The sequence below is a fragment of the Streptomyces sp. NPDC059373 genome (genome assembly GCF_042751495.1).
Lineage (GTDB): Bacteria > Actinomycetota > Actinomycetes > Streptomycetales > Streptomycetaceae > Actinacidiphila.
Map to the genome: position 1 here is coordinate 470,312 of NZ_JBHYXC010000002.1, position 25,843 is coordinate 496,154.

Genomic DNA, 25,843 nt, shown 5'->3' on the forward strand with positions numbered 1-25,843 from the left:
TTTCCGGGTCTTAACCACTTCTGAAGACTCCCTGAACGGGTTCCTGACGGGCCGCGCGGCAGCCTGGGGGAGGAAGCACCGCCCTCGCTGCGAGGAGTTCTCTCCCATGTCCTTTCCCGACCCGCCCCGGTCCCCGCACCACCGCCCCGACCCCTCCGTCATGGCCGCCGTACGCCGCCGTGACCAGGGACGGCGGCGAGTGGGCCGCGCCACCCGCTGGGCGGTGGTCGCCGCCGTCGCGGGCACCGCCGCGCTCGGCGCGGGCTACGCGCACGCGATCCCCGGCGCCTCCGGCCAGCCGTCCACCACCAGCGGCAGCAGCACCCCGAGTACCTCGGGCCGTCCGCACTCCCCGGCGCACGCCCCCGGGACGACCTCGCAGGCGCCGCAGACCCAGTCGGGTGCGTCATGACCGCCCTTGCGGACCCGGCCGTACGGCGTGGCGAGCCCGCCCGTACGTCCTTCCGTGCGCTGGGCACCACGGCGGAACTGCTCACCGCCGACCCGGCCCGTGCTGACCTGGCCCTGGAGGTGTTGCGGGCCGAACTCGACGCCGTCGACGCCGCGTGCAGCCGCTTCCGCCCCGACTCCGAGCTCAGCCGTGCCAACGCCGCCGCAGGCACCGGCCGTCCGGTGCCGGTCGGGGCGCTGCTGGCCGAGGCACTGGGGGTCGCGCTGCGCGCCGCCGAACTGACCGAGGGGGCCGTCGACCCCACCGTGGGCCCGGCCATCGCGGCACTCGGCTACGACGTCACCTTCGCCGCGATCGCCCGGAACGGCCCGTCGCCCGTGCTGCGGCCCGCCACCGGATGGCGCGCCGTCGGCTGGGACCCGGCCCTGCGGCTGCTGGCGCTGCCCGCCGGTGCCGCGCTCGACCTGGGCGCCACCGCCAAGGCCCTGGCCGCCGACCGGGCGGCCCGCAAGGCCGCCCGTGCCACCGGCTGCGGGGTCCTGGTCAACCTCGGCGGCGACCTGTCGGTGGCCGGCCGGCCACCGGAGGGCGGGTGGCGGATCGCCATCGCCCACGACCACGCCGCCGTGCCCACCACGGAGGGACCGGTCGTCACGGTGCACGGCGGTGGCCTCGCCACCTCGGGCACCGCCGTCCGTGCCTGGCGGCGCGGCGGCCGGACCCGGCACCACATCATCGACCCGGTCACCGGCGACTCGGCGCTCGCGATCTGGCGCACCGTCACCGTGGCCGCCGCCTCCTGCGTGGACGCCAACACGGCCACCACCGCCGCGGTCGTCCTGGGCGAGCGTGCCCCCGGCTGGCTGCGCGGCACCGGGCTGCCCGCCCGGCTGGTCCGGGCCGACGGCTCCGTACACCGCCTCAACGGATGGCCGCCCGACGACGCGGCGGGGGGAGGTCCCCGATGACCGCCTCGGCGCACGCCCTTGTCGCGCTCGCCTCCTCCGGACCGAGCCCGCTCTGGTACGCCACCCGGGCATCCGGCACCGTCTCCTTGCTGCTGCTCACCGCCACGGTGGCGCTCGGCATCGCGGCCGGCGGCCGGTACGCGCCCCAGCGGATCGCCCGGTTCGAGGTGTCATCGCTCCACCGCAACCTGTCCCTGCTCACCCTCGCCTTCCTCGGCCTGCACATCGCCACCGCCGTGAGCGACAGCTACACCTCCATCGGCTGGTCGGCCGCCTTCGTCCCGCTCGCGTCGTCGTACCGGACGCTGTGGGTGGGCCTGGGGGCCGTCGCCCTGGACCTGCTGCTGGCCCTCGCGCTCACCAGCGCGGTCCGCCACCGCCTGGGGCGCCGCCGGTGGAAGGCGGTGCACTGGCTGGCGTACGGGGCATGGCCGGTGGCCCTCTTCCATGCCGCCGGGACGGGCACGGACACCCGGCTCGGCCCGCAGCTCGTGCTGTACGCGGCCTGCCTGGTGAGCGTGCTCGCCGCCGTCGGATGGCGGATCGCCCGCGCGACCGGCGATGCGGCGCGCCGGGCCGGGGTGTGGGCGCCGCCCGCCTCCGTACCGCTGCCGGTGACGTTCGGCGGGTCCGGGGCGAAAGACGCAGGAGAAGGAAGAGGAAACGAGTGAACCCCGACACGACCGACACCCTGACCCCGCGCTCTGCGCAAGGCGTGTACCCCCCGGCCGGCCCGTACGGGGCCCGTCTGCTGCACGGCTGGTACGAGACCGGCCGGCCCGCGGGACTCGCCGAGCACCTCGGCCTCTACGGCCCCGCGCCGCTGGCGGCGGCCGACGGGGCGCTGGTGAAGGCCGTCGAGCAGGCCGGGCTCACCGGCCGGGGCGGCGGGGGGTTCCCGACCGGCCGTAAGCTCCGCACCGTCGCCGGGAAGCGCGGGCCCGCGGTCGTGATCGCCAACGGCATGGAGAGCGAACCGGCCAGCAGCAAGGACGAGACGCTGCTCTTCCTCGCCCCTCATCTGGTCCTGGACGGGGCCGTACTGGCCGCCGCGTCGGTCGGCGCCACCACGGTCCACCTGTGCCTGGCCCGTACCCGCGACGGGCAGGAGCGGCAGCTCGCCCGGGCGGTGGAGGAGCGTCGCCGCGCCGGTACGGACCCGGTCCCGGTGGAGATCCACACCCTGCCGCACCACTTCGTCTCCAGCGAGGAGACCTCCCTGGTGAACTGGCTGAACGGCGGCGAGGCCCGGCCGCAGGCCACACCGCCCCGGCCCTTCGAGAAGGGCGTCGGCCGACGGCCCACCCTTGTCGACAATGTCGAGACCCTGGCCCATCTCGCGCTCATCGCCCGCTACGGTCCCGCCTGGTTCCGGGAGAGCGGCAGCCCGGAGACCCCCGGCACGACCCTGGTGACCGTCTCCGGCGCGGTCCGCACCCCCGGCGTGTACGAGGTGCCGATGGGCGGTTCCGTCGCCCGGGCCCTGGGCGTGGCGGGCGGTCCCACCGGCCGGCTGCGCGCGGTGCTCGCCGGCGGCTTCTTCGGAAGCTGGCTGCCGGTGCCGCTGAACGGCGTGGCGCTGGGCCGGGGCGCCGGAGTGCTGGCGGCGCTGCCCGAGGACGCCTGCGGCCTCGCGGAGACGGCCGCCGCGCTGGCCTATCTGGCAGGCCAGAGCGCCCGGCAGTGCGGGCCGTGCCGCTTCGGACTGCCGTCCGTGGCCGAGGACTTCGCCGAACTCGCCTGGGGGCGGCCCGGCGCGGCGCTGCTGGAGCGCGTGAACCGCCGGCTCGGTGTGCTTCCCGGCCGTGGCGGCTGCCGTCACCCCGACGGAGCCGCCCGGCTGGCCGCCTCCGCGCTCCGGGTCTTCGGCGACGACGTGCTCCGGCACGTCCGCTACGGGCCGTGCTCCCCCGCGTACGACGCCCTGGTCCTGCCGGTGCCCCCCGCACGGCCCCCGGGAGAGGAGGAATGGCGATGAACGAGAACGACCGGGCACTCGCCGTCGACTTCACCGTTTGCGACGGCCACGGCCTGTGCGCCGAACTCCTCCCCGAGCTGATCGGGTTGGACGAGTGGGGCTATCCGGTGCTCCGGGCCGCCATCGTCCCGGCCGGGCTGCTCCCGGACGCCCGTCGGGCTGTCGCCGCCTGCCCGGTGATGGCCCTGCGGCTGAGCCGGTGAAGCGGCCTGCCCCCGACCGTCCGGTCGGGGGCAGGCCTCACAGCTGTGCGAGGTCGGGCTACTTCTTGAAGCCGTAGTCCATCAGCTTCTTCGCGTCCGACGTGCGGTTGGTCTCCGAGGTGGACGCGAGGACCGTGCCGATGACCGTCTTGCCGTTCCGGGTGGCGGCGAAGACCAGGCAGTACTTGGCCTCCGGGCCCGAGCCGGTCTTGATGCCGATCGTGCCCGTGTAGGTGCCGAGCAGCTTGTTGGTGTTGGTCCACGACATGTAGCGGTAGCCGCCGCTCTTCGTCGTGACCTTCTGCTTCGTCGACTTCGTCTTCACGACGGTACGGAACGTCGAGTACTTCATCGCGCTGCTGGCGAGCTTCGTCAGGTCGCGCGGCGTCGAGTAGTTCGCGCCGCTCCCGATGCCGTCGAACGAGTCGAAGTGCGTGTTCGTCAGGCCGAGGGTCTTGGCGGTGGAGTTCATCTTGCCGATGAACGACGTCACGCGCTTGGCCCGCGTGGTCCCGGTGCCGTACTTGTCGGCCAGCGCGTACGCCGCGTCGCAGCCGGACGGGAGCATCAGCCCGTACAGGAGCTGGCGGACCGTCACCTTGTCGCCGACGATCAGGTGGGCCGAGGAGGCGTTCTTCGCGACGATGTAGTCGCTGTACGCCTTCTGGATCGTGACCTTGGAGTCCAGGTTGAGGTTCTTCTGCGCGAGCACCACCCGCGCCGTCATGATCTTGGTGGTGGAGCCGGTGGAACGACGAGTGTCCGCGGCCTTGGTGAAGAGGGTCTTCCCCGTGCCGTTGTTCATCACGAAGCCGCCCTTGGCGACGATCGTGGGCGTCGCGAGCGTGGCGGCCGACGCCGGAGTGGCGAACGCCGCGGCCGTCAGGACGGCTCCCGCGGTGACGACAACCGCGGTTGCGCGACGTATGCCCTTTATGCCGGTTATCAAGATGAGTGCTCCAAATGCCCCTGTGGTGCGGTCACATGACAATACTGCTCACTCACGAGACTCCTGAGACCGGGTAATGGATGTGCTCTCGGTGAAGGTTTTTTCCGGACCTCCACACCTCTGCGCGGACCACAGCCCGCGCCCTCGTTACTCCGCCCGGGTGGCGTTCATGTGTATATCGGCGCATCCAAGGTGCGGCTTCCACGAATCCGTGCTCGCTTTCCCCATCATCGGAGCAGGTTGATCGCCGTACATGAGGAAGTGAGAGGCCCATGTCCATCGCCAAGGTCACGACGTTCTGGAACGCCTTCATCGCCGTGCTCGTGAAGTGCGTTGCCGCTCTGGGAACCACGGTCACGTCCAGGGCCGCCAACGCGGCCACGCCGCGGCCGGCTGCCACCGAGGCCGCCGAACCCACCCGCCGCAACCTCCTGGCGACCATCCCCTCCCCCCGGTCGTTCGAGCCCCTCCCCGACCGGACGCTGCCTCCCACCATGAAGCAGCGCATCCGCGCCGAACGTCACGGCTCCTCCCCCGCCACCCGCAGCCTCCCCGGCGACCCCGGCGACCCCACCGACTCCCCGGCACCAACCGTCGCCGCCTGACACCCGGAGGCCGACAACTGGCCCTCCAAGGAAGCCCGGACCCCGAGTGGACGGTCGACCCGCGGCGTATGGCCCCTACGGGGAAGTCAGCCCGGAGTACGACACGGAACCAGCCCCCAGGGGTGACGACGGGGTGTGGCGTACGCCACTACCGTCGGGCCTGTGACTGTGATCGCCACTGAAGGCCTGACGAAGCGGTACCCGAGGGTGACCGCGCTGGACCGGCTGACCGTTGACATCAAACCCGGTGTGACCGGGCTTGTCGGGGCCAACGGGGCCGGTAAATCGACGCTGATCAAGATCTTGCTGGGCTTGTCGCCCGCGACGGAGGGCGGGGCGAAGGTCCTCGGGCTGGATGTGGCGACCGAGGGTGCGGCGATTCGCGCCGGGGTCGGGTACATGCCCGAGCACGACTGCCTGCCGCCTGACGTGTCGGCGACGGAGCTCGTCGTGCACATGGCCCGGATGTCCGGGTTGCCGCCGACGGCTGCCCGCGAGCGCACCGCGGACACGCTGCGGCATGTCGGCCTGTACGAGGAGCGGTACCGCCCGATCGGCGGTTACTCGACCGGTATGAAGCAGCGGGTGAAGCTGGCCCAGGCGCTGGTCCACGACCCGAAGCTGGTGCTGCTGGACGAGCCGACGAACGGCCTGGACCCGGTGGGCCGGGACGAGATGCTGGGGCTGATCCGGCGCGTCCACACGGACTTCGGGATCTCGGTGCTGGTGACGTCGCACCTCCTGGGGGAGTTGGAGCGGACCAGCGACCACATCGTCGTCATCGACGGCGGGACACTGCTGCGCGCCGACTCCACGAGCGACTTCACGCAGGCCACCGCCGCCCTCGCCGTCGAGGTGACCGACAGCGAGGAGCAGCTGCTCGAGAAGCTGACCGCCGCGGGCCTGACGGCGCACTCCGACGGCCGGCTGCTGCTGGTGGACATCGTGGGCGAAGAGACGTACGACACCGTGCGCGACGCGGTCGCGGAGCTGGGTGTCGGGCTCGTACGCATGGAGCAGCGGCGGCACCGCATTGCCGAGATCTTCCGGGGAGAGTCGCATGACAGCGCAGCCTGACGTCACCCCTGACGTCATCCATGACATCGGCTACCGCCACTACGACGGCCCGCGCCTGGGCCGGGCGTACGCGCGGCGGTCGCTGTACTCGCAGAGCCTGCGCGGTGCGTACGGCCTGGGCCGGTCGGCGAAGTCGAAGGTCCTGCCGATGATTCTGTTCGCGGTGATGTGCGCCCCGGCGGCGATCATCGTGGCGGTGGCGATCGGCACCAACATGACCAAGCTGCCGGTCGAGTACACCCGGTACGTGATCATCATGCAGGCGGTGATCAGCCTCTTCCTGGCCGCCCAGGCCCCGCAGTCCGTCTCGCTCGACCTGCGCTTCAAGGTCACGCCGCTGTACTTCTCGCGCCCGATCGAGCGGATCGACTACGTCGCCGCGAAGTTCGCGGCGCTGGCCACCGCGCTCTTCGCCCTCACCGCGATCCCCGTCGCCATCCTCTATATCGGGGCGCTGCTCGCGAAGTTCGACTTCGCCGACCAGACGGCCGGCTTCGCCAAGGCACTCCTGGCCGAGCTGCTGCTGTCGCTGCTCTACGCGGGCCTGGGCCTGCTGATCGCGGCGCTGACGCCGCGCCGGGGCTTCGGCGTGGCCGCGATCATCGCCGTCTTCACCCTCTCCTACGGTGCCGTCTCCAGCGTCCAGGCAGTGGCGTCGGTGCAGGGCAACCCGGGGGCGATCGGCTGGCTCGGCCTGTTCTCGCCGGTCACCCTCATCGACGGGGTGCAGACGTGGTGGCTCGGCTCCACCTCCTCGTACGTCGACGCGGCGGGCCCGGACTCGGCACTGGCCGGAGGGGTCTTCCTCGTTGTCCTGCTCGCCGTGATCGGCGGCTCGTTCGGCCTGCTGATGCGCCGCTACCGAAAGGTCGGACTGTCGTGACCACCCTGTCCATCGACCATGTGTCCCGCTGGTTCGGGAACGTCGTGGCCGTCAATGACGTCACGATGACGATCGGCCCCGGCGTGACCGGCCTCCTCGGCCCGAACGGCGCCGGGAAGTCCACGCTCATCAACATGATGGCCGGCTTCCTGTCCCCCTCCACCGGCAGCGTGACGCTCGACGGCGCCACGATCTGGCGGAACGAGCAGGTCTACCGCGAGATCGGGATCGTGCCGGAGCGGGAGGCGATGTACGACTTCCTCACCGCCCGCGAATTCGTGGTCGCCAACGCCGAGTTGCACGGACTGGCGAATCCGGGCGAGGCGGCCCGTAAGGCGCTGGCCACGGTCGAGATGGAGTACGCGCAGGACCGGAAGGTGGCGACGTACAGCAAGGGCATGCGGCAGCGGGTGAAGATGGCCTCGGCCCTGGTCCATGAGCCGTCGGTGCTGCTGCTGGACGAGCCCTTCAACGGGATGGACCCGCGGCAGCGGCTCCAACTCATGGATCTGCTGCGGCAGATGGGCGCGGACGGCCGCACCGTGCTGTTCTCCTCGCACATCCTGGAGGAGGTCGAGCAGCTCGCCAGCCACATCGAGGTGGTGGTCGCCGGGCGGCACGCCGCGTCCGGGGACTTCCGGAAGATCCGGCGGCTGATGACGGACCGCCCGCACCGCTATCTCGTACGGTCGAGCGACGACCGGGCGCTCGCCTCGGCGCTGATCGCGGACGCGTCCACGGCCGGCATCGAGCTGGACTGGCACGAGAAGGCGCTGCGTATCCAGGCGATCGACTTCACCGGCTTCACCGAGCTGCTGCCGCGCGTCGCCCGCGAGCAGGGCATCCGGCTGTACGCGGTCTCGCCGTCCGACGAGTCCCTGGAGAGCGTCTTCTCCTACCTGGTCACGGCGTAAGGAGCCGGAGCGATGTCTACTGTCTACAATCCCACCGTGGCCCGGCTCACCTACAAGGCCCTGCTCGGCCGCCGCCGGGCGCTGATCCTCTTCGCCCTGCCGCTGCTGCTGCTCGTGATCTCGGGCGCCGTACGGGCCTTGACCGGCGCCGACGACTCGACGGCCGCCTCGATCCTCGGGGGCTTCGCGCTGGCGACGATGGTGCCGCTGATCGGCGTCATCGCGGGCACCGGCGCCATAGGGCCGGAGATCGACGACGGGTCGATCGTCTATGTGCTGGCCAAGCCGCTGAAGCGGTCGACGATCATCCTCACCAAGCTCGTGGTCGCGATCGGCGTCTCGGTGGTCTTCTCCGCCGTGCCGACGATCCTCGCGGGCTACATCCTCAACGGCAACAGCCAGAATCTCGCGATCGCCTTCGGCGCCGCGGCGGCCGTGGCCTCGGTCGCGTACAGCGCGGTCTTCCTGCTGCTGGGGGTGGTGACCCGGCAGGCGGTGGTCTTCGGGCTGGTCTACGCCCTCGTCTGGGAGTCCCTGATCGGCAACCTGGTGCCGGGGGCGCGGACGCTGAGCGTGCAGCAGTGGGCGCTGGCGCTGGCACAGAAGGTCGCGGGCGACGGCAGCGCGGTCAGCTCGGACGTCGGGCTGCCGCTGGCGCTGGTGCTGCTGGCGGGCGTCACGGTGGTCGGCGCGTGGTTCGCGGGGCAGAGGCTGCGGACGCTGACGCTGGCGGGCGAGGAGTGAGCGGCTTACGGACGGGTAGGGCTCGGGGCCTGTCCCGCGACAGGCACTGACCCGAAAGAGTGGTCTTCGCCGGGCGGCGAGGCACGGCTCACGGCGTAGCGAAGTTCGGATAGTCACATTTACGGGTATGTCCGAGCCTCCGCTGGTCTTCGCCGCAGGCCTGTTCCTCGTCGCCCTCGGCCTGCTGCTTGCCGTGCTCACCCCATGGCTCAGCAGGCGGACGAGTGCGATCCGACTCCGGATTCCGGCCCGCCGCATGCCTGTCGCCGCCCGCCACCGGGCTACCGCTGCGGCGCGGGTGGTCGCCTGATCATCCAATCCCACCTGACGCACTACTTGAACCCTCAATGGAATAGCGCTACGGTCGAAGAAGTTGAAAGCCGTACCAACTAGTCCTCAGGAGTTCATCATGGGTCTGTTCAACCGCAAGTCCGAGAGCGACACCGACACCGTCACCGCCGGCCCGGACCTGGCCCACCTCACCGGTGACTACACGATTGACACGACCCACAGCGAGATCGGCTTCTCCGTCCGGCACGCCATGGTCACGACCGTGCGCGGCCAGTTCGCCGAGTACGACGGCAAGCTGCATCTCGACGGGAAGAACCCGTCCGCCTCCTCCGCCGACGTCACGATCAAGGTCGTGAGCATCGACACCAACCAGGAGCAGCGCGACGGCCACCTGCGCACCGGCGACTTCTTCGACGCCGAGACGCACGCGGAGATCACCTTCCGCAGCACCTCCGCCGAGCAGGTCGACGAGGAGACCTACCGCCTCGCCGGTGACCTGACGATCAAGGGCATCAGCAAGCCCGTGACCATCGACTTCACCTTCAACGGTGCCGCCAAGGACCTCTACGGCAACGAGCGAGTCGGCTTCGAGGGCTCCACCACGATCAACCGCACCGACTGGGGCCTGACCTACAACGCCGCCCTCGAGACCGGTGGCGTCCTGATCGGCGAGAAGGTCAAGCTCAACTTCGACATCTCCGCAGTCAAGGTCGCCTGAGCAGTCCGAAGCGCCATGCCCGAAAATGGGGTGGATGGCTGCCGACGAAAGCACCACGCAGCGCCGCCGCGTCACGCTCCACCTCAGTGACGCGGCGCGCTTCGTCGTATCCCGGGCCGTGCCCTGGGTGCGCTCCAGCCCGGGCACGCACCTGTGGCTGCTGATCCTGGCCGTCAACAGCGGCATCCTCGCGGTGGTCTCGCCGGAACTCCGCGAGTTCCTGCTGCATCACAACAGCACCAACCTCGTGGAGCTGCGGGCCCACCCCGTACGCGTCCTGATCGTCAGCGCCCTGTGGATAGAGTCGCCGTCGGCCTTCGCGCTCTACTTCCTCTTCTACGAAGTCGTCCACGCCCCCGCCGAACGCTGGCTCGGCACCGCCCGCTGGCTCGTCGTGGTCGCCACCGCGCACGTCGGCGCGACCCTCATCAGCCAGCGGGCCGTCCTGATGGGCATCAGCTACCACCGGCTGCCCAGATCCCTGGCCTACACCGTCGACATCGGCGTCAGCTACGGCCTCGCCGGCATCGTCGGCGTCCTCACGTACTACATGCCCCGGCGGCCCAGGCCGCTGCGTTGGCTGTACGCCGCCGCCGCGCTCGGCTTCTTCGGGTACCCCCTGCTGAGCAGCGGCCGCACCTTCACCGACCTGGGGCACTTCTCCGCCCTGCTGATCGGCTTCGCGTGCTACGCGCTCACGCCCCCGGGAAGAGCCCTTCGAGCACCGCGGCGACTCCGTCCTCGTCGTTGGAGGTCGTGACCTCGTCGGCGACGGCCTTCAGTTCCGCATGGGCGTTGGCCATGGCCACGCCGTACGCCGCCCACGCCAGCATCGGGAGGTCGTTGGGCATGTCGCCGAAGGCGATGGTGTCGGCGGACCGCAGACCGAGCCGCCGGGCGGCCAGCGACAGACCGGTGGCCTTGGTCAGGCCCAGCGGGAGCAGTTCGACGATGCCGATGCCCGACACCACGACGCCGACCAGGTCACCGGCGGCGGCGCGCGCCACGGCGGCGAGTTCGTCGTCGCCGACCGACGGGTCCGGGTGCTGGACGAAGATCTTGGCCAGCGGCTCGGCCCACAGCTCGTCCCGGCTGGTCATCCGCCCGTCGATGGGCTTGTCCCAGGCCAGCTCGAAGCCCGGCCCGACCAGGTAGCCGCCGTCCAGCCCGTCCCGTACGAAGCCGAGCTTCAGCTTGCCGGTCTCGGCCTCGATCTTGGCCATCGCGAGCTGCGCCGTCTGCCGGTCGAGGGTGACCGAGGTCAGCAGCCGGTGCTCACCCGCGTGGTAGACCTCCGAGCCCTGGCCGCAGACGGCCAGGCCTTCGTAACCGAGGTCGTCGAGGATGTGCTTGGTCCGGGATGCCGGGCGCCCGGTGACGACGATGTGCGCGGCGCCCGCCGCGGTGGCCGCGGCGAGCGCCCTGCGGGTGCGTTCGGAAACCTGGTGGTGGCTGTTGAGCAGCGTTCCGTCGAGGTCTGTGGCGATCAGCTGGTACGGAAGAGCGCTCACTTGGCGACCGGCTCCAGGACCTCGCGCCCGCCGAGGTAGGGCCTCAGCACGTCGGGGACGAGGACGGAGCCGTCTGCCTGCTGGTGGTTCTCCAGCAGCGCGACGATCGTGCGCGGCACCGCGCACAGCGTGCCGTTGAGCGTGGCGAGCGGGCGGGTGCCCTTCTCGTCGCGCATCCGGATCGACAGCCGCCGGGCCTGGAACTCATTGCAGTTGGAGGCCGACGTCAGCTCGCGGTACTTGCCCTGCGTCGGGATCCAGGCCTCGCAGTCGAACTTGCGCGAGGCGGACGCGCCGAGGTCCCCGGTGGCCACGTCGATCACCTGGAAGGGCAGGCCGAGCGAGGTCAGCCACTGCTTCTCCCAGTCCAGCAGGCGCTGGTGCTCGGCCTCCGCGTCCTCGGGCGCGATGTACGAGAACATCTCGACCTTGTCGAACTGGTGCACCCGGAAGATGCCCCGGGTGTCCTTGCCGTACGTACCCGCCTCGCGGCGGAAGCAGGGGGAGAAGCCGGCGTAGCGCAGCGGCAGCTTGCCGGCGTCGACGATCTCGTCCATGTGGTACGCGGCGAGCGGGACCTCGGAGGTGCCGACCAGGTAGTAGTCGTCCTTCTCCAGGTGGTACACGTTCTCCGCGGCCTGGCCGAGGAAGCCGGTGCCCTCCATGGCGCGCGGGCGGACCAGCGCGGGGGTCAGCATCGGGATGAAGCCGGCGGCGGTGGCCTGCGCGATGGCCGCGTTGACCAGGGCCAGTTCCAGCAGGGCGCCGATGCCGGTGAGGTAGTAGAACCGCGAGCCGGAGACCTTGGCGCCGCGCTCGACGTCGATCGCGGCGAGCAGTTCGCCCAGCTCCAGGTGGTCCTTGGGCTCGAAGCCCTCGGCGGCGAAGTCGCGCGGGGTGCCGATGGTCTCCAGGACGGTGAAGTCCTCCTCGCCACCGACGGGTACGTCGGGGTGGACCACGTTGCCGAGCTGGAGGAGAAGGCGCTGGGCTTCTTCCGCTGCCTCGTTCTGCTCGGCGTCGGCGGCCTTGACGGCGGCGGACAGCTCGCCGGTCCTCTTCAGGAGGTCGGCCTTCTCATCGCCCTGGGCCTTGGGGATGAGCTTGCCGAGTGCCTTCTGCTCGGCGCGCAGTTCGTCGAAGCGGTGACTGGACGACCTGCGTCGTTCGTCGGCGGAGAGCAGGGCGTCGACGAGCGCGACATCCTCTCCACGGGCGCGCTGGGAGGCGCGCACACGGTCGGGGTCCTCACGAAGCAGGCGAAGGTCAATCACGAGGACAGGCTACCGGTGCGGGGGCCTTCCCTGCGACAAGTTAAGGGCTTTATGAGGGGTTTTGTCCGATTCGGAGAAAAGGGGAGGGAAAAGCGATAACGGCCATAAAGTGGCCGTCAACCGAATTCTGTGTATCCCTCATGGGGGCGCAGTGCCCTTGTGGACAACGGGAGTTGAGCAGGTCCGGTGGTTGAGTTATCCACAGGGCGGGGTGGGGATTCCCCCGTTGTCCACAGGTTGTGTGTGCGAACTGTGGAAGACGGAGTTGATCATTCCGGGGGCTGAGTGCTCGGCTATGGATTCCCGGTTCAAACCCGTCTCACACTCCCCTTCGAGTGATATCTCTTCCCTCTATCGAGTTGTTCGAAGGGATGGCGCTGACGAACGGGCGCTCAGGGGTGACGTGCGCCACTGTGGACGGAGTTGATACCCCTGTACCGATTTGTCGACTAGGTCGGACTGCTCTGTCGACTTATCCCCAGGTAGTCCTCAGGGCCTGTGGATAACTTCGTGGATAACTCGAGCCCGGCTCCGGAACGGCTCAGGCGCGCCCGTCGAGCGCCCGGCCCAGCCAGTCCGCGGCCGCCGTGAACTCATCGTCGGTCGTCCCCTTGCGGACACTCGGCCGCACCTCGTCCGCCCGCGGGTACGACCCCAGGAACCGCACCTTCGGGCAGATCCGCTTCAGCCCCATCAGCGCCTCGCCCACCCGGCGGTCGGTGATGTGGCCCTCCGCGTCGATCGAGAAGCAGTACTGCCCGATGCCCTCGCCCGTCGGCCGCGACTCGATCCGGACCAGGTTCACCCCGCGTACGGCGAACTCCTGCAGCAGCTCGAGCAGCGCGCCCGGGTGGTCGTCCCCCAGCCAGAACACCGCCGACGTCTTGTCCGCCCCGGTCGGCGCGACCGGCCGCGCCGGGCGGCCGACCAGGACGAAGCGGGTCTGCGCGTTCGCCGCGTCGTGGATCTCGGTGACCAGCGGCTCCAGCCCGTACGTCGGCGCCGCGAACTCGCCCGCGAACGCCCCGTCGAAACGGCCCTCCTGCACCAGCCGGGCACCGTCGGCGTTCGACGCGGCCGACTCCCACACGGCGTGCGGGAGATGCGCCGCGAGCCAGTTGCGGACCTGCGGCTGGGCGACGGGATGTCCGGTCACCGTCTTCACATCCGACAGCTTCGTCCCGGGGCGTACCAGCAGTGCGAAGGCGATCGGAAGGACCACCTCGCGGTAGATGCTGAGCGGCGCGCCCGTGGCGAGCTCGTCGACGGTGGCCGTCACGCCGCCCTCGACCGAGTTCTCGATCGGCACCAGCGCGGCCGCCGCCTCGCCGTTGCGGACCGCGTCCAGCGCGGCCGGCACCGAGACCATCGGCACCAGCTCCCGCGTCGCGGCCTCCGGGAGGGTCCGCAGCGCGGCCTCGGTGAAGGTGCCCTCTGGTCCGAGATAGGTGTAGCGGCTCGCCGGCGACATGCGTTCAGCCTAACGGCTGCGCGCCCTCAGGCCTCCAGCAGGCGCTGGCCGACGTATTCGCCCTCGGCCGGGCCGCCCGGGACCGCGAAGAGGCCGCTGGACTCGTGGCTGAGGAAACGGGAGAGCCCGTCGCCCCGGTCGAGCTTGCGCTGGACCGGCACGAAGCCCGTCAGCGGGTCCGCCTGCCAGCAGACGAAGAGCAGACCGGCGTCCGGGGCGCCGTCGTCCCGATACCCGTCGTGGTAGGAGAAGGGCCGTCGCAGGATGGCGGCGCCGCCGTTGGACTCGGGCTTGGCGACGCGGATGTGGGCGTCGCCGGCGATGGCGAGCACGCCGTCCGTGAACTTGTCGAGGTCGACCGTGGTCGTCTCCGTACCGCCCTTGCCCGCCGACAGGGGTGCGCCGTCGGACTTTCGCCGGCCGATGACCTTCTCCTGACGGTCGAGGGAGAGGTTGTCCCAGGAGTCGAGCAGCATGCGGATGCGGCGTACGACCGCGTACGAGCCGCCGGCCATCCACTCGGGCGAGCCGGAGGACGGGACGAAGATCCGCTCGTTGAAGGTGGCGTCGGTCTGCTTCGGATTGTTCGTGCCGTCGATCTGGCCCATCAGATTGCGGGCCGTACGCGGCTCCGCCGTCGCCCCCGGCGTGCGGTTGAAGCCGTTCATCTGCCAGCGCAGGCGGGCGGCGTCCCCGGCCTCCTTCTGGAGGATGCGCAGGGCGTGGAAGGCGACGAGGCCGTCGTCGGAACCGATCTGGATCCACAGGTCGCCGTTGCTGCGCTTCGCGTCGAGCGCGTCGGCGGAGAAGTCGGGGAGCGGAGCCAGCGCCTCCGGTAGTTGCCTCTGCAGCCCCGCTTTGGCGAAGAAGGTGCGGCCGAAGCCGAAGGTGACGGTCAGCGAGGACGGACCGGCGTCGAGGGCGATCTGGTTGTCGCCGCTCGGCGTCCTGCCCGCCGTCATGGCCTCGGCCGCCGCCGACCAGCGGCGCAGCAGCGCGGCGGCGCCCTTGCGGTCCGTACCGGCGGCGAGGTCGAAGGCGACGAGGTGGCCGCGGGCCTGGAGTGGGGTGGTGATGCCGGCCTGGTGGGTGCCGTGGAAGGGGACGGTGGCGGCGCCGACCGACGCCAGGGCGGTGGGCTCGTCGCGCAGGGCCGACGCGGCGACGGCGCCGCTCGCGCTGCCAGCGACGAGCCCGGCGGCGCCGGCCGCGCCCGCTGTGCCGAGGAGGCGACGCCGCGAAATGGTGCTGTCGTTCGTCATCAGTTGATCTTCACTGTCTTCGTTTCGGTGATCTGGTCGATGTCGGAGGTGCGTACGGTCACGGCCATCAGCCACGCGCCGGGCATCGGCAGCTGGACGGTGGTAGAGGCCCAGTGGCCGGTGTCGATCTTTCCCAGGGTGACCGGCAGCGGGCCGATCTTCTTCGCGGTGAGGGTGAAGGCGACCTGCACCTCCGGGACGTCGCGGGCCTTCCCGTCCGTTCCGGTGATCAGCAGGTGCAGCTCGTTCTGCCCGGACGTCGCGGGGTCGAGCGTGACCTCCGCCGTCCCCTTGCCCTTCGGCCCGCCGGTGTCGAAGGGGAGCGTCACATCCAGCGGGTCCGGGGTCTTGGTGGCCGGCGCGGTCACCGTGCCGGCCGTGGTCGTCTCGGCGGCCGCCCGCCCCGGCTGCGTACCGGTCAGCACGGTGGTGACCGCCAGCACGGCGATCGCCACCACCACCTCGGCCAGGACCGACTTCCGCAGCCCCGTTCGCTCCGGGTCGGCGTCCCGCGCCTTCTTGGCCCGGTTCCTGGCCAACGCGGCTTCCTGGCGGGCCAGTTGGTCCGCCCGTTCGTCGCCGCCCTGGGCGCGCGCGCCCACCGGCACCTTGGCGGCCGCCGTCGTTGCCGTTGCCGGCTTGGCCTCGCCCAGGCGCGCGGTCCAGCGCCGCGAGAGCCAGGCCAGCTCCACGAGCAGGACGACCAGGCCGACCTTGACGCACAGCAGCTGCCCGTACGAGGTCGAGAAGAGCGCGTTCCAGGAGCCGACCTGCCGCCAGGACTGGTAGACGCCCGTCGAGACCAGCGTCACGACCGCCCCGAAGCCGATCCGCGAGAAGCGCCGCACAGCCTCGCGCTCGATGCCCTGTGTGTCCTGGCCCTTGAACAGCGCCGTCAGCAAGGCCACCAGCCCGCCGAGCCACACCGCCATCGCCAGCAGATGCAGGACGTCCACCGGCATCGCGACCGAGGACTGGATCCCCACCGACGCGTGCTCCGCCATCGCCCACGTCGCCGCCAGCCCGCCCGCGACGACCGTGCCGCCGATCGCCAGCCCCCACGCCAGGTCCTGCCGCTCGACCGGATCCTCGCGCTTCGCGTACGTACCGAACAGCACCGCGATGAACACCGCCCCGGCGGCGAGCAGCAGCAGCCGGGACAGCAGCGCCGCCCCGGGCCGGGTGTCCAGCACGTCCCGTACGGCGCTGAGATCGAAGGCGTCGCCCAGGCCACCGCCGTTCGCGTACGGCGCGCGCAGCATCAGCAGCGCGAGCGTCGCCGCCACCATCGCCGCCCAGCCGCCCACGACGAGCCGCCGCATCGGCCGCAGCGTCGCGCCGCGCGGCCAGCACACCCCGAGGAAGACGGCGGCGCCGACGAGCAGGGCGTAACCCGCGTACGAGATGTAGCGCGCGATCCCGTAGAGGGTGCCGACCACGCCGCCGCCGGCCTCCTGCTGGGGGAGCGCGACGGTGGTCTTCGACGGCGCCCCGATCGAGAAGGTGAAGGCGCCCGCGACGGGGTGGCTGTCCGCCGACACCGCCTTCCAGGCGACGGTGTACGTACCGTCCTTCAGGCCCGACCGCAGCGCGACGGCCGCCGTCTTGGCGCCGCCCGCGGTGGCGTGCGGCTTGCCGGTGTCGGCGCGGCGGCCGTCCGGGCTCAGGACGCGGACGGAGTCGTCGGCGAGCAGCACGCCTTCGGAGAAGGTCAGCTCCACCTGCGTCGGCGCGGTTTTGACGACCGCACCCTCGCCGGGGGTGGTCGTGAGGAGGGCGGCATGTGCCGACGCCGGGGCGGCGGCGCCGATGATGACGGCGAGCAGGGCGGCCAGGAGGACGAGCGCGCGCCGGACGGCCGTACGGCGGCTGCCCCCATGGGCTGTGTGCATGGCTCTCCTCAGTTCAGTTCCCCGGCCGGTAGCCGGCCGGCTCGACCGGCACTTGCACGTTTATCGCGTCGGCGCCGCGGAAGTGCAGTTGCAGCGGAACCTTCTCGCCGGCCAGCGGCTTGTGCTTCAGGTCCATCAGCATCAGGTGGTTGGCGCCGAGGCCGAGGACGAGCTTGCCGCCGGCCGGCACGGTGAAGGAGCCGACCTCGTGCATGCTGCTGTTCTTCGTCGTATGCATGGTGATGTCGGCGGCGAAGCCGCTCGTGACGGAGGTGAGGGTCGCGTCCGCGTCCCCTGTGTTGGTCACGGTGAAGTAGCCGGCCGCCATGTCGGCCAGCGCAGGCTGCGGAATGTAGGCGCCGCTGACCTTCAGCTGCGGGCCCTTCGAGGCGCAGCCGGTGAGAACGAGTGCCGACGAAGCCACCGCCGCCAGGGCCGCGACCGCGGCGAGCGCCGCGCGGTGCCTCACGGGTTCTTCCCCTTGATGATGGTCGGGAGGTCCTTCAGGAACTGGTCGGACGTCGTCCCGGACATGTAGAGCACATGCGCCATGTCGTCCTTGGGCGAGTACGCGAGCACCTGGGCGCCGTGGGTGGACGTGATGGAGCCGTCCTTCTCCTTCACCGGCTTCTCGACGTCGATGCCGACCGATCGCGCGCCCGCCTGGATGGTGGTGAAGTCGCCGGTCAGGCCGATGAAGCTCTTGTCCTGCGCGTTCAGCCACTCACCCAGCCGCTTGGGGGAGTCGCGGGCGGGGTCGGTGGTGATGAAGACGACCTGGAGCTTGGCCCGGTCGGAGGCGGAGAGCTTCGACTTGGCGATGGCGATGTCGCTCATCGTGGTCGGGCAGACGTCCGGGCAGTGCGTGTAGCCGAAGTAGAGCAGCATCGGCTTGCCCTTGGTCTCCTTGACCAGGTCGTACTTCTTGCCGGCCGTGTCCGTGAGGATCAGGTCCGGCTTCGGGAAGGGCGTGTCGACGACGGTGCCGGCCTCCTGCGAGGCGGTGATGACGGCGGCCGGCTCGCCCGACGAGCCGTCGGAGGAGCTGCCGCAGGCGGTGAGGCCGAGGGCGAGGGCGGCGAGCACCGCTCCCGTGGGCCAGTGACGTGGACGCATGAATCGATCCCCAGGAAGAGAGTTACGGGGCCGGGCCGGTCAGGCCGACGGAGTGGTGCGGCGGCGTCCGGCGAGCACGCCGAAGCCGACGCCCAGGATGCCGATGACGATGCCGAGGATGCCCAGGATGCGGGCGGTGGAGTCCGTGCTGTCGGCGGCCGCGGTCTCGGTGTGGTCGGCGACGGGGGAGGCGGAGGCGGGGGACGTGGCCGAGGCGTCGTGGCTGTGGCTGTCCGACGAGGCGGCGGTCAGCTCCAGGGTGGGCGCCGGGTGCTCGGGTTCGGCCTGGCCGGTCTGCTGCTCCTCGATCCAGCGGACGACCTGCTTGTTGTCGTACGTCTGGAGGGTCTTGAAGACCAGCTGGTCCGCGTCCGCGGGCAGCGGGCCGAGCGAGACCGGGAACTGCTGGAACTCACCCGGCTTGATCTGCCCGCCGCTCCAGGTGATCTTCGTGACGGCCTCGTTGACCGTCCCGTCGTCCGTCTTCAGCGGCGTCGTGAGCTTGCTCTTGGTGACCTTCACCGTCCAGCCGGCCACGGGCTGCGTGGCCACGGACGCGATGGGGTGGTCGGTCGGCAGATTGACCTCGACCTTGGTCGTCGAAGCGCTGTCGTCCTCGTTCGGGACCTTGAACGACACCGTGCTGTAGCTGCCCTTGGCGGCCGTACCCGGCTGCACCGAGACATGCGCGAAGGCGGGCACGGCGGCGAGCAGGACGGCGGTTCCGGCGGCGCCCGCGACGACGACGGCGCGGCGGCCGGATGGATGGTTCTTCAGGTTCTTCATGGCTGCAGGTACTCCACAGTCAGTCAGTGGTGAATGAACGGGGGGATGATGGCGCGCGCACGGCCCGCCACGGCCCCCTCCACCACTCGAACGTGAAGCCGGGGACGCCGCGGGTCAGGCCGCGAGACCCAGCGCCGGTGGCCCCCGCCGCGCCACGCTGTGCCGCAGCCGTACGGTGCGCGGCCGCCGCCGTCCCTCCGCGAACCGGGCCTGCCGGGGCAGGCCGGCGGCCGCTTCGCCGACGCTTCCGGCCACCAGCACCCGTACGAGCGCGAACGCGTACCGCAGCGACCGGGCCGACAGCCGCACCAGCCGCCACAGCGCGGCCTCGCCGCCCCGCAGCAGCCAGCCGGCGACCAGCGCGGCCAGCAGGTGCCCGATGACCATGGACAGCGAGTACGAGCCCATGGCGTCGGCGGTGCTGGTGTGAGCCGTGGTGCCCACGCCGGACATGCCCGACATGCCCGACAGGTGCGACGGGTCGAGCCCGGCACTTCGTACGACCCGCTCCGCCGTGGCCGGCGTCAGTCGCACGCCGTGGCCGTCGCACAGCAACCGCCCGGCGAGCGTCATCAGCCCCGCGCCCCGCGAGGCGGCGGCGGGCCGGGCGCACATCTCCCCGGCGTTGAAGAGCGCGTGCAGACCGAGCTGGCCCACCACCAGCCCCGCCGCGATGCCCGGCAGTGACCGCTCCCGCCCGGCCAGCGGCGCGGCGAACCCGAAGACCGCCACCCAGCCCGCAAGCAGCGGCAACCAGCCCACCACGTGGCCGGAGGCGAGGGTGTGCGCGGCCGCGGACAACACGACGCAGACCGCGGTGAACACCGCGGCCCGCAGCAGTCGCATATCGGCGCCGGCGCGCACGGAGAGAGCCATGACGAGCGTCATCTTCTCACCGTCTTCTCACCCCGTGTACGGCAGGGCCCGGCTCGCGATAAGGTGCGCCGCGCGCGCCCAGCCGCCCCTTTTACACCCGTGCGCCGGGGTCCGGCATCCGCCGAATGAGCGGTATCACGTCAACAGGGCGATTGCATCCGGCTCTTCGCGGCAATACGTAGGGGTATGTCGAGCCGCAGCCAGGAGGCTGGAGCATGAGCATCTGGTGGTCCCTCCATTTGCGGCGCGAGGCTGCGAGTGTTCCGCTCGCCCGACGTCTCCTCATGGGGACCATGGAGACAGCGGGCGTTGATCCGGACATCTCCTACGACCTCTCCGTCGCCCTCACCGAAGCGTGCGCCAACGCGGTCGAGCACGCCGCCGAAGGCGAGTACAGCGTCACCGCCCGCATCGACGGTGACCGCTGCCGCATCGAGGTCGCGGACTCCGGTCCCGGCTTCTCGTACGAGCAGCGCGCCTACGCCGCGCACCGGCTCGTCCGGCCCCTCTCGAAGAAGGACCAGGCGTCCACATCCGAGCACGGCCGCGGGCTGTTTCTCATCGAAGCGCTCGTGGATCACGTCCATTTCCACAACCGGCCCGGACACGGTGCCGTCGTCAGCTTCGACAAGATCCTCAAGTGGCGCGACGACTCCCTGCTCAAGGCGTCATAGACCGGCCCGCCCCCGCGAAACCCGGGGGCGGGGCGGCCTTTGCCCAGCTGTCAGGCGTCAGCTGTGCGTGTGCGAGCTGATGTGCGCCCGCAGATCCTCGCCGAATACCGCCAGCCGCTCACTCATGGCGCCCACCACCTGGTGCGTGGCGTCGAGCCGCCGGTCGATGCGCTCCACGCGCACCGAGATCCCGGCGATGACCGGCCCGAGCTCGCGCAGGGCGGACCCCACGTCGTGGAGGCATGATTCGACGTTCGTCACCCGCGCGTCGAGGCTGTCCAGGCGTGCGCCGATCGGACCTTCGAGGATCCGTACGGTGGCCTTGGCGGCGGTGTCGGTGACGAGATCTTCGAGCGAGACGTAGCCCGTGGACGGTTGCTGCGGTACGCGTCCGGCCGTCTCCTCGGCGTCGAGGAGATACGTACGGACCTGGCGGGCGACGTCGCTGTCGCGCAGGAGCATGGCGACGTTGAGGACGGTCCGGCGGGCGTAGAGCGTGAGGTGGGCGCGCCCTTGTGGATAACTTGAGTTTGAAGTGGACAGAGTGTCCACTTCAAAGCGTCGCAGGTCAGAGCCACGTAGCGTCTGTAGTCCGTTGTCTGTGAGCTCGTCACGATGGCGCTGAGTGAGCTTGTGGATAACGTCCTTGTGGACGCCGAAGTAGTCCGCGACGCCCTGCGTCGTCACATGCAGGCCGTCCGGCAGTAGCGCCAGCGCCTTCACCTTGTCGAGGACCTCGGTGCGGCCCACGACACTGTCGCGCAGGGCGCGCGACTCGATCAATGCGGTTTCCGGTGGCATGGAGATGCCTTCCCGTGTGGAATCGGTCGATGGCATTGCCCGTATCCAGGGCCAGGAGTGAGGGCTGCTCACGTATTCCACTCACTCTGCGACCGGGGGCTTTCTGTCAGCAGCCCGGCCATCCGCCACTTCACGCACTCTCGACGCCTCGAACTCCAGTTGCCCTCACGCATACGGGACAACGAGCCGATTAACGTACAGTCACGGCATGTTGATCGAACGCGAAGGATCACTGAGTCACGTCCCCGAGGCGTTCGGGCCGGTGGTGGAGGCGGCGCGGGAGCGGATCGCCGGGATGTTCGGCGGCGGGCGGCTGCACAGCGCGTATCTGTACGGGAGCATCCCGCGCGGCACGGCGGTGCCGGGGGTGTCGGACCTGGACCTGCTGCTGGCGCTGCGCGTCGAGCCGACCGAGGCGGACCGGGCCGACGCCCGCGCGCTCGGGGCGGGTCTGGACGCGGACTTCGCGCAGATCGACGGAGCCGGGGTGGTGCTGTCCAGCACGGAGACGCTGCTGAGTGAGCCGGAGCGCTACGACCTGGGCTGGTTCGTGGCCTGCCTGTGCACGCCACTCCTCGGCGAGGACCTCGGCCAGAAGCTGCCGCGCTACGAGCCGACCTCACTGCTGGCCCGCGAGACCAACGGCGACCTGGGCCAGAAGCTGCCGCCATGGCGCGAGCGGGCTGCGGCCGCCGTGACGGACGACGAGCGCAGGGCGCTGTGCCGGTTCGTGTCGCGGAAGGTCGTACGGACCGGGTTCACGCTGGTGATGCCGCGGTGGGGCGGCTGGACCAGTGATCTGGCCGAGTCGGCGCGGGTGTTCGGGCGGTACTACCCGGAGCGCGCGGAGCAGATGCGGGAGGCGGCCGGGCTCGCGCGAACGCCGAGCGCGGATCGGGCCGCGCTCGGCGTTCTGCGGATGCTGCTGGACGACCTCGGGCCGTGGCTGGCGGCGGAGTACACCGCCGTCCACGGCACGAAGGCCGTCAGGCCGGTCAGCCCTTGAGGGCCGCCATCCAGCTCTCGACCTCGGTGGAGCGGCGGGGCAGGCCGGCCGAGAGGTTCCGGTTGCCGTCGGCGGTGACGAGGATGTCGTCCTCGATGCGGACGCCGATGCCGCGGTACTCCTCGGGGACCGTGAGGTCGTCGGCCTGGAAGTAGAGGCCGGGCTCGACGGTGAGGACCATGCCGGGCTCGAGGGTTCCGTTGACGTACGTCTCCGTGCGGGCGGTGGCGCAGTCGTGGACGTCGAGGCCGAGCATGTGGCCGGTGCCGTGGAGGGTCCAGCGGCGCTGCAGGGCCAGTTCCAGGACCCGGTCGACGGGGCCGTCGAGGAGGCCCCATTCGACGAGCTTCTCGGCCAGCACCCGCTGCGCGGCGTCGTGGAAGTCACGGAAGGCGGCACCGGGCTTGACGGCCTCGATGCCGGCCTGCTGGGACTCGTAGACGGCGTCGTAGATCTTGCGCTGGAGGTCGGTGAAGCGGCCGCTGATGGGGAGGGTGCGGGTGACGTCGGCGGTGTAGAGGCTGTGGGTCTCCACGCCGGCGTCCAGGAGCAGCAGCTCGCCGGAGCGCACGGGGCCGTCGTTGCGGACCCAGTGCAGGGTGCAGGCGTGGGGGCCGGCGGCGCAGATGGAGCCGTAGCCGATGTCGTTGCCTTCGACGCGCGCCCGAAGGAAGAACGTTCCTTCGATGTAGCGCTCGGAGGTCGCCTCGGCCTTGTCCAGCACCTTGACGACGTCCTCGAAGCCGCGCGCGGTCGAGTCGACGGCCTTCTGCAGCTCCCCGATCTCCCACTCGTCCTTGACGAGTCGCAGCTCGGACAGGAACTCCTTCAGTTCGGCGTCCCGCTCTGCCGTCACCTTGTCGTGCAGTGCCGCCTCGAGGCCGGCGTCGTAGCCGCGTACGACCCGGACCGGGCCGGTCGCCTCGCGCAGCTCTTCGGCCGCCTTGCGTACGTCCCTGCAGGGCAGCCCCAGCAGCTGCTCGCCCTCGGCGAGGCTGTTGCGGCGGCCGGTCCACAGCTCGCCCTGGCCGTCGAGCCAGAACTCGCCGTTCTCGCGGGAGGAGCGGGGCAGCAGATAGGCGGTGGCGTCGTGGCCGCCGTCCGCACGGGGTTCCATGACCAGGACGGCGTCCTGGGTCTGGTCGCCGGTGAGGTGGACGTACTCGGTCGCGGCGCGGAAGGCGTACTCGGTGTCGTTGGCCCGCGTCTTCAGGTTGCCGGCCGGAATCACCAGGCGGTCCCCCGGGAAGCGGGCGGACAGCGCGGCGCGGCGCTTGGCGGCGTACGGGGCCTGCTCGACGGGCTGCAGGTCGTGCAGCTCGGTGTCGGCCCAGCCCGACTTCATCACTTCGGTGAGCTCGTCGGAGACGGCCGGGTACAGGCCGTTCTTCCGCTGCTTGATGGGCTCGTCACCTTCCGGGTTCTCCGGGGCGCGGTCCTCGGCCACGTCATGCCTCCTCGTGTAGACCAGGACCATCGTAAGTCCGTACCGGGCGGCCTCCGGCCGGTCAGTCGAAGCGTGCCGCGAGCAGCACCACGTCCTCCGGGCTGTCCAGCTCGTCCAGCCCGCCCGGGAGGACGGTGTGGAGGACGTGGTCGACCAGCACCCCCGGGTCCTCCAGGGCGCCGCGCGGCGCGGAGGCCGCGGCGGCGTGGAGGCGGGCAAGGGCACGGTCCATGGGTTCGCCGGTGCGGTGCAGGAGGCCGTCGGTGTAGAGGAGCAGGGTCTCGCCGGGGCCGGCCTCGAACTCGGCACTGGGTGCCTCCCAGCAGGAGAGCATGCCGAGCGGCGCGGACAGCGAGGTCTCCAGGAACTCGACCCGCCGGTCGCCCACGACGAGCGGCGGGCAGTGCCCGGCCCCGGCCAGCAGGACCTTGCGCAGCTCGGGCTCGGCGTAGCCGAACAGCGCCGTCGCGGCCCGGGCCGGTTCGGTGAGCCGCAGCAGCAGCTCCAGGTCGGAGAGTACGGCGACGGGGTCCTCGCCCTCCATCACGGCGTACGCCCGCAGGCTGGCCCGCAGCCGCCCCATCGCGGCGACCGCGCTCGGCCCCGAGCCGGTGACTCCACCCACGGCGAGGCCGAGGGCGCCTTCCGGCAGCGGGAGGGCGTCGTACCAGTCGCCGCCGCCGCGCGGCCCGGTGCGGTGCCGGGCGGCGAGGCGGACGCCGGGGACGCGGGGGAGCCGGGTGGGCAGCAGTTCGTCACGGAGGGTGGCGACGGTCGTACGGGCCCGGGCCAGCTCCACCAGCCGGGCGAGGTGCTCGGTGGCGTACCGGCAGTAGAGCCCGGCGAGGTGCCGCTGGCGCTCGACCGGCTGGGCGGGTTCGTCGTAGAACCACACGGCGGAGCCGAGCGCGCCGGCCACCTCGGCGCTGAGGCGGAGCGAGTAGCTGGCGCCGAAGCCCAGGTGAGCGGCGACTTCGCGGTGCCGGGGGTCGAGTCCGGCCTCGTGCAGCAGGTCGGCGTGGATGATCTCGGCGGCGGGCGCGGCCACTTCCGCCGGCACCGTCTCGATCGTGCCGAGGTCGGCCCGGCCCAGCCCGAAACCGACGGTGGTGTCCGGGCCGAGCAGGTCGGCCGGTTCGAGCATGGCCAATCCGCGTCGGGCGCCGAGCAGCGCCCCGCCGGCGCGCAGCAGTTCGCTCAGTGCGGCCTCCAGGGTGCTGGTTGCCGCGAGACGCTCCGTGAGCTCGTGGAGCGTCGTGAGATCCGAGATCCAGGAGGCCAACCGGTCCTGGATGGCCGCCAGTTGGTCGACCGGTCGGAAGTCTCCACGGCGTGGCTGCTGTTCGAGCATGGGCGCCGTGGGAGCGGGAGTGTGCGCCGATGTCGGAATGGGTGGGTTGATTCCGGCCACTTTTGGAAGGCGCGCGGCTGTCATGGCCGTCGGCTTTCACGATCTTCGTCGGAGCGGGCGCCCAGCTCCGCAGAGCAGCGCATTTCTGTCAATAGCATCGCAAACCCCCTGGTCATGCTGCGCCGCTATCAATGGCTTCACTTGTACCGCCTGATGCGGGGCATGTCCAGGATTGCCCTGGTAGACGGGCCGGTGTCGGAAACCGTATCCTTCACCGTCACCCTCTGCACCTTGGCTGAAAAGAGACACCGGGTGCCACAATTGGGGGTCGACTGTTGGGGTTCGACAGCGCGTCATATCCACGACAGTGGGTACGTACGAGGTGGGAGCAGGCGGCCAGGAACCCGGCGCCCGGCTCGAGCGTCTTAAACCACGCAGGCCGAAACTCCCCCCACGGCGGGGTGTTCGCACGGCGCACAGCCCAGCGGGACTACACAGAGCAATCGCAAGCAGGTGCCAAAGTGTGGCAAGCGCCATGCCGGCGCCACCCCCCGCCATGTTCCACGCTCGGCTTGAGACGTGATGCGCTGCCTCGTAAGCGGTGTGCTCCAGGTTACGTTGTGTAATGGGCAGA

Annotated in this window: 28 protein-coding genes; 15 read left to right on the forward strand and 13 right to left on the reverse strand. The window is 70.9% G+C overall.

Annotation, left to right across the window (positions count from 1 at the left end):
* Positions 1–106: 106 nt before the first annotated feature.
* From ACFXJ5_RS06380 to ACFXJ5_RS06400, 5 genes are read left to right on the forward strand one after another with little or no spacing between them, the layout of a single operon-like run.
* Entirely contained in the window at positions 107–412 is a 306-nt protein-coding gene (locus ACFXJ5_RS06380; protein WP_384627620.1) for a hypothetical protein, read from the forward strand.
* On the forward strand, positions 409–1,380 hold the full coding sequence (locus tag ACFXJ5_RS06385) for an FAD:protein FMN transferase (protein ID WP_384627622.1): 972 nt from the start codon (positions 409–411) through the stop codon (positions 1,378–1,380). The genes ACFXJ5_RS06380 and ACFXJ5_RS06385 overlap by 4 nt, the downstream gene beginning before the upstream one ends.
* On the forward strand, positions 1,377–2,051 hold the full coding sequence (locus ACFXJ5_RS06390) for a ferric reductase-like transmembrane domain-containing protein (protein ID WP_384627625.1): 675 nt from the start codon (positions 1,377–1,379) through the stop codon (positions 2,049–2,051). Before ACFXJ5_RS06385 ends, ACFXJ5_RS06390 begins: the two co-directional genes overlap by 4 nt.
* Complete coding sequence (locus tag ACFXJ5_RS06395) at positions 2,048–3,358, forward strand: NADH-ubiquinone oxidoreductase-F iron-sulfur binding region domain-containing protein (RefSeq protein ID WP_384627627.1); 1,311 nt, start codon at positions 2,048–2,050, stop codon at positions 3,356–3,358. The genes ACFXJ5_RS06390 and ACFXJ5_RS06395 overlap by 4 nt, the downstream gene beginning before the upstream one ends.
* Complete coding sequence (locus tag ACFXJ5_RS06400; protein ID WP_384627629.1) at positions 3,355–3,561, forward strand: ferredoxin; 207 nt, start codon at positions 3,355–3,357, stop codon at positions 3,559–3,561. The genes ACFXJ5_RS06395 and ACFXJ5_RS06400 overlap by 4 nt, the downstream gene beginning before the upstream one ends.
* Before the next feature lie 58 nt (positions 3,562–3,619).
* Here the strand turns inward: ACFXJ5_RS06400 and ACFXJ5_RS06405 are convergent, their stop codons facing one another.
* Positions 3,620–4,510, reverse strand: coding sequence for a D-alanyl-D-alanine carboxypeptidase family protein (locus tag ACFXJ5_RS06405; protein WP_384627632.1), 891 nt, complete (start codon positions 4,508–4,510; stop codon positions 3,620–3,622).
* Positions 4,511–4,782: 272 nt separating this feature from the next.
* Between ACFXJ5_RS06405 and ACFXJ5_RS06410 the strand changes: the two genes are divergently transcribed.
* The 8 genes from ACFXJ5_RS06410 to ACFXJ5_RS06445 all read left to right on the forward strand — a co-directional run bounded on the left by ACFXJ5_RS06410 (position 4,783) and on the right by ACFXJ5_RS06445 (position 10,502).
* The gene (locus tag ACFXJ5_RS06410; RefSeq protein ID WP_384627635.1) at positions 4,783–5,115 is read left to right on the forward strand and encodes a DUF6344 domain-containing protein; all 333 of its coding nucleotides are present in this window, start codon (positions 4,783–4,785) and stop codon (positions 5,113–5,115) included.
* Positions 5,116–5,277: 162 nt separating this feature from the next.
* The gene (locus ACFXJ5_RS06415) at positions 5,278–6,192 is read left to right on the forward strand and encodes an ABC transporter ATP-binding protein (protein ID WP_384627638.1); all 915 of its coding nucleotides are present in this window, start codon (positions 5,278–5,280) and stop codon (positions 6,190–6,192) included.
* Positions 6,176–7,075 (forward strand): ABC transporter permease, encoded by a 900-nt coding sequence (locus tag ACFXJ5_RS06420; protein WP_384627641.1) that lies wholly within the window; start codon positions 6,176–6,178, stop codon positions 7,073–7,075. The genes ACFXJ5_RS06415 and ACFXJ5_RS06420 overlap by 17 nt, the downstream gene beginning before the upstream one ends.
* A complete protein-coding gene (locus tag ACFXJ5_RS06425) occupies positions 7,072–7,989 on the forward strand; it encodes an ABC transporter ATP-binding protein (RefSeq protein WP_384627644.1) in 918 nt (305 codons plus the stop codon). The genes ACFXJ5_RS06420 and ACFXJ5_RS06425 overlap by 4 nt, the downstream gene beginning before the upstream one ends.
* A gap of 12 nt (positions 7,990–8,001) precedes the next feature.
* Positions 8,002–8,733 carry an ABC transporter permease subunit gene (locus ACFXJ5_RS06430; protein WP_384627646.1) on the forward strand — a complete coding sequence of 244 codons (732 nt, stop codon included), beginning with the start codon at positions 8,002–8,004 and terminating at the stop codon, positions 8,731–8,733.
* Positions 8,734–8,860: 127 nt separating this feature from the next.
* A complete protein-coding gene (locus ACFXJ5_RS06435) occupies positions 8,861–9,043 on the forward strand; it encodes a hypothetical protein (RefSeq protein WP_384627649.1) in 183 nt (60 codons plus the stop codon).
* Between the two features lie 99 nt (positions 9,044–9,142).
* Positions 9,143–9,742: a YceI family protein gene (locus tag ACFXJ5_RS06440; RefSeq protein ID WP_384627650.1), complete on the forward strand. Its 600-nt coding sequence runs from the start codon at positions 9,143–9,145 to the stop codon at positions 9,740–9,742.
* Positions 9,743–9,776: 34 nt separating this feature from the next.
* Positions 9,777–10,502 carry a rhomboid-like protein gene (locus tag ACFXJ5_RS06445; protein WP_384627653.1) on the forward strand — a complete coding sequence of 242 codons (726 nt, stop codon included), beginning with the start codon at positions 9,777–9,779 and terminating at the stop codon, positions 10,500–10,502.
* On the opposite strand, the gene ACFXJ5_RS06450 is transcribed toward ACFXJ5_RS06445, so the two are convergent.
* The 9 genes from ACFXJ5_RS06450 to ACFXJ5_RS06490 all read right to left on the reverse strand — a co-directional run bounded on the left by ACFXJ5_RS06450 (position 10,438) and on the right by ACFXJ5_RS06490 (position 19,942).
* Entirely contained in the window at positions 10,438–11,253 is an 816-nt protein-coding gene (locus tag ACFXJ5_RS06450) for an HAD family hydrolase (protein ID WP_384627656.1), read from the reverse strand. The two genes, ACFXJ5_RS06445 and ACFXJ5_RS06450, sit on opposite strands and share 65 nt — an antisense overlap.
* Positions 11,250–12,527, reverse strand: a complete 1,278-nt coding sequence (gene serS / locus ACFXJ5_RS06455; protein WP_384627658.1) for a serine--tRNA ligase — start codon at positions 12,525–12,527, stop codon at positions 11,250–11,252. Before serS ends, ACFXJ5_RS06450 begins: the two co-directional genes overlap by 4 nt.
* 541 nt (positions 12,528–13,068) lie before the next feature.
* Positions 13,069–13,998, reverse strand: a complete 930-nt coding sequence (gene pheA / locus ACFXJ5_RS06460) for a prephenate dehydratase (protein WP_384627661.1) — start codon at positions 13,996–13,998, stop codon at positions 13,069–13,071.
* Between the two features lie 26 nt (positions 13,999–14,024).
* Complete coding sequence (gene efeB, locus ACFXJ5_RS06465) at positions 14,025–15,260, reverse strand: iron uptake transporter deferrochelatase/peroxidase subunit (RefSeq protein WP_384627663.1); 1,236 nt, start codon at positions 15,258–15,260, stop codon at positions 14,025–14,027.
* Entirely contained in the window at positions 15,260–17,152 is a 1,893-nt protein-coding gene (locus tag ACFXJ5_RS06470) for a copper resistance CopC/CopD family protein (protein WP_384627666.1), read from the reverse strand. Before ACFXJ5_RS06470 ends, efeB begins: the two co-directional genes overlap by 1 nt.
* 13 nt (positions 17,153–17,165) lie before the next feature.
* A complete protein-coding gene (locus ACFXJ5_RS06475; protein WP_384627669.1) occupies positions 17,166–17,621 on the reverse strand; it encodes a copper chaperone PCu(A)C in 456 nt (151 codons plus the stop codon).
* Positions 17,618–18,268, reverse strand: a complete 651-nt coding sequence (locus ACFXJ5_RS06480; RefSeq protein WP_384627671.1) for an SCO family protein — start codon at positions 18,266–18,268, stop codon at positions 17,618–17,620. The genes ACFXJ5_RS06475 and ACFXJ5_RS06480 overlap by 4 nt, the downstream gene beginning before the upstream one ends.
* Positions 18,269–18,307: 39 nt before the next feature.
* On the reverse strand, positions 18,308–19,054 hold the full coding sequence (locus ACFXJ5_RS06485; RefSeq protein ID WP_384627674.1) for a YcnI family protein: 747 nt from the start codon (positions 19,052–19,054) through the stop codon (positions 18,308–18,310).
* A gap of 114 nt (positions 19,055–19,168) precedes the next feature.
* A complete protein-coding gene (locus ACFXJ5_RS06490; protein WP_384627675.1) occupies positions 19,169–19,942 on the reverse strand; it encodes a hypothetical protein in 774 nt (257 codons plus the stop codon).
* A 203-nt stretch (positions 19,943–20,145) separates the two neighbouring features.
* Between ACFXJ5_RS06490 and ACFXJ5_RS06495 the strand changes: the two genes are divergently transcribed.
* Positions 20,146–20,604, forward strand: a complete 459-nt coding sequence (locus ACFXJ5_RS06495; RefSeq protein WP_384627677.1) for an ATP-binding protein — start codon at positions 20,146–20,148, stop codon at positions 20,602–20,604.
* Between the two features lie 57 nt (positions 20,605–20,661).
* Here the strand turns inward: ACFXJ5_RS06495 and ACFXJ5_RS06500 are convergent, their stop codons facing one another.
* A complete protein-coding gene (locus tag ACFXJ5_RS06500) occupies positions 20,662–21,405 on the reverse strand; it encodes a hypothetical protein (protein WP_384627680.1) in 744 nt (247 codons plus the stop codon).
* 208 nt (positions 21,406–21,613) lie between these two features.
* On the opposite strand from ACFXJ5_RS06500, the gene ACFXJ5_RS06505 reads away from it, so the two are divergent.
* A complete protein-coding gene (locus ACFXJ5_RS06505; RefSeq protein ID WP_384627683.1) occupies positions 21,614–22,411 on the forward strand; it encodes a nucleotidyltransferase in 798 nt (265 codons plus the stop codon).
* Here the strand turns inward: ACFXJ5_RS06505 and ACFXJ5_RS06510 are convergent.
* Positions 22,401–23,858: an aminopeptidase P family protein gene (locus ACFXJ5_RS06510; RefSeq protein ID WP_384627685.1), complete on the reverse strand. Its 1,458-nt coding sequence runs from the start codon at positions 23,856–23,858 to the stop codon at positions 22,401–22,403. The genes ACFXJ5_RS06505 and ACFXJ5_RS06510 overlap by 11 nt on opposite strands.
* Before the next feature lie 61 nt (positions 23,859–23,919).
* On the reverse strand, positions 23,920–25,293 hold the full coding sequence (locus ACFXJ5_RS06515) for a PP2C family protein-serine/threonine phosphatase (protein WP_384627688.1): 1,374 nt from the start codon (positions 25,291–25,293) through the stop codon (positions 23,920–23,922).
* Positions 25,294–25,843 lie beyond the last annotated feature (550 nt).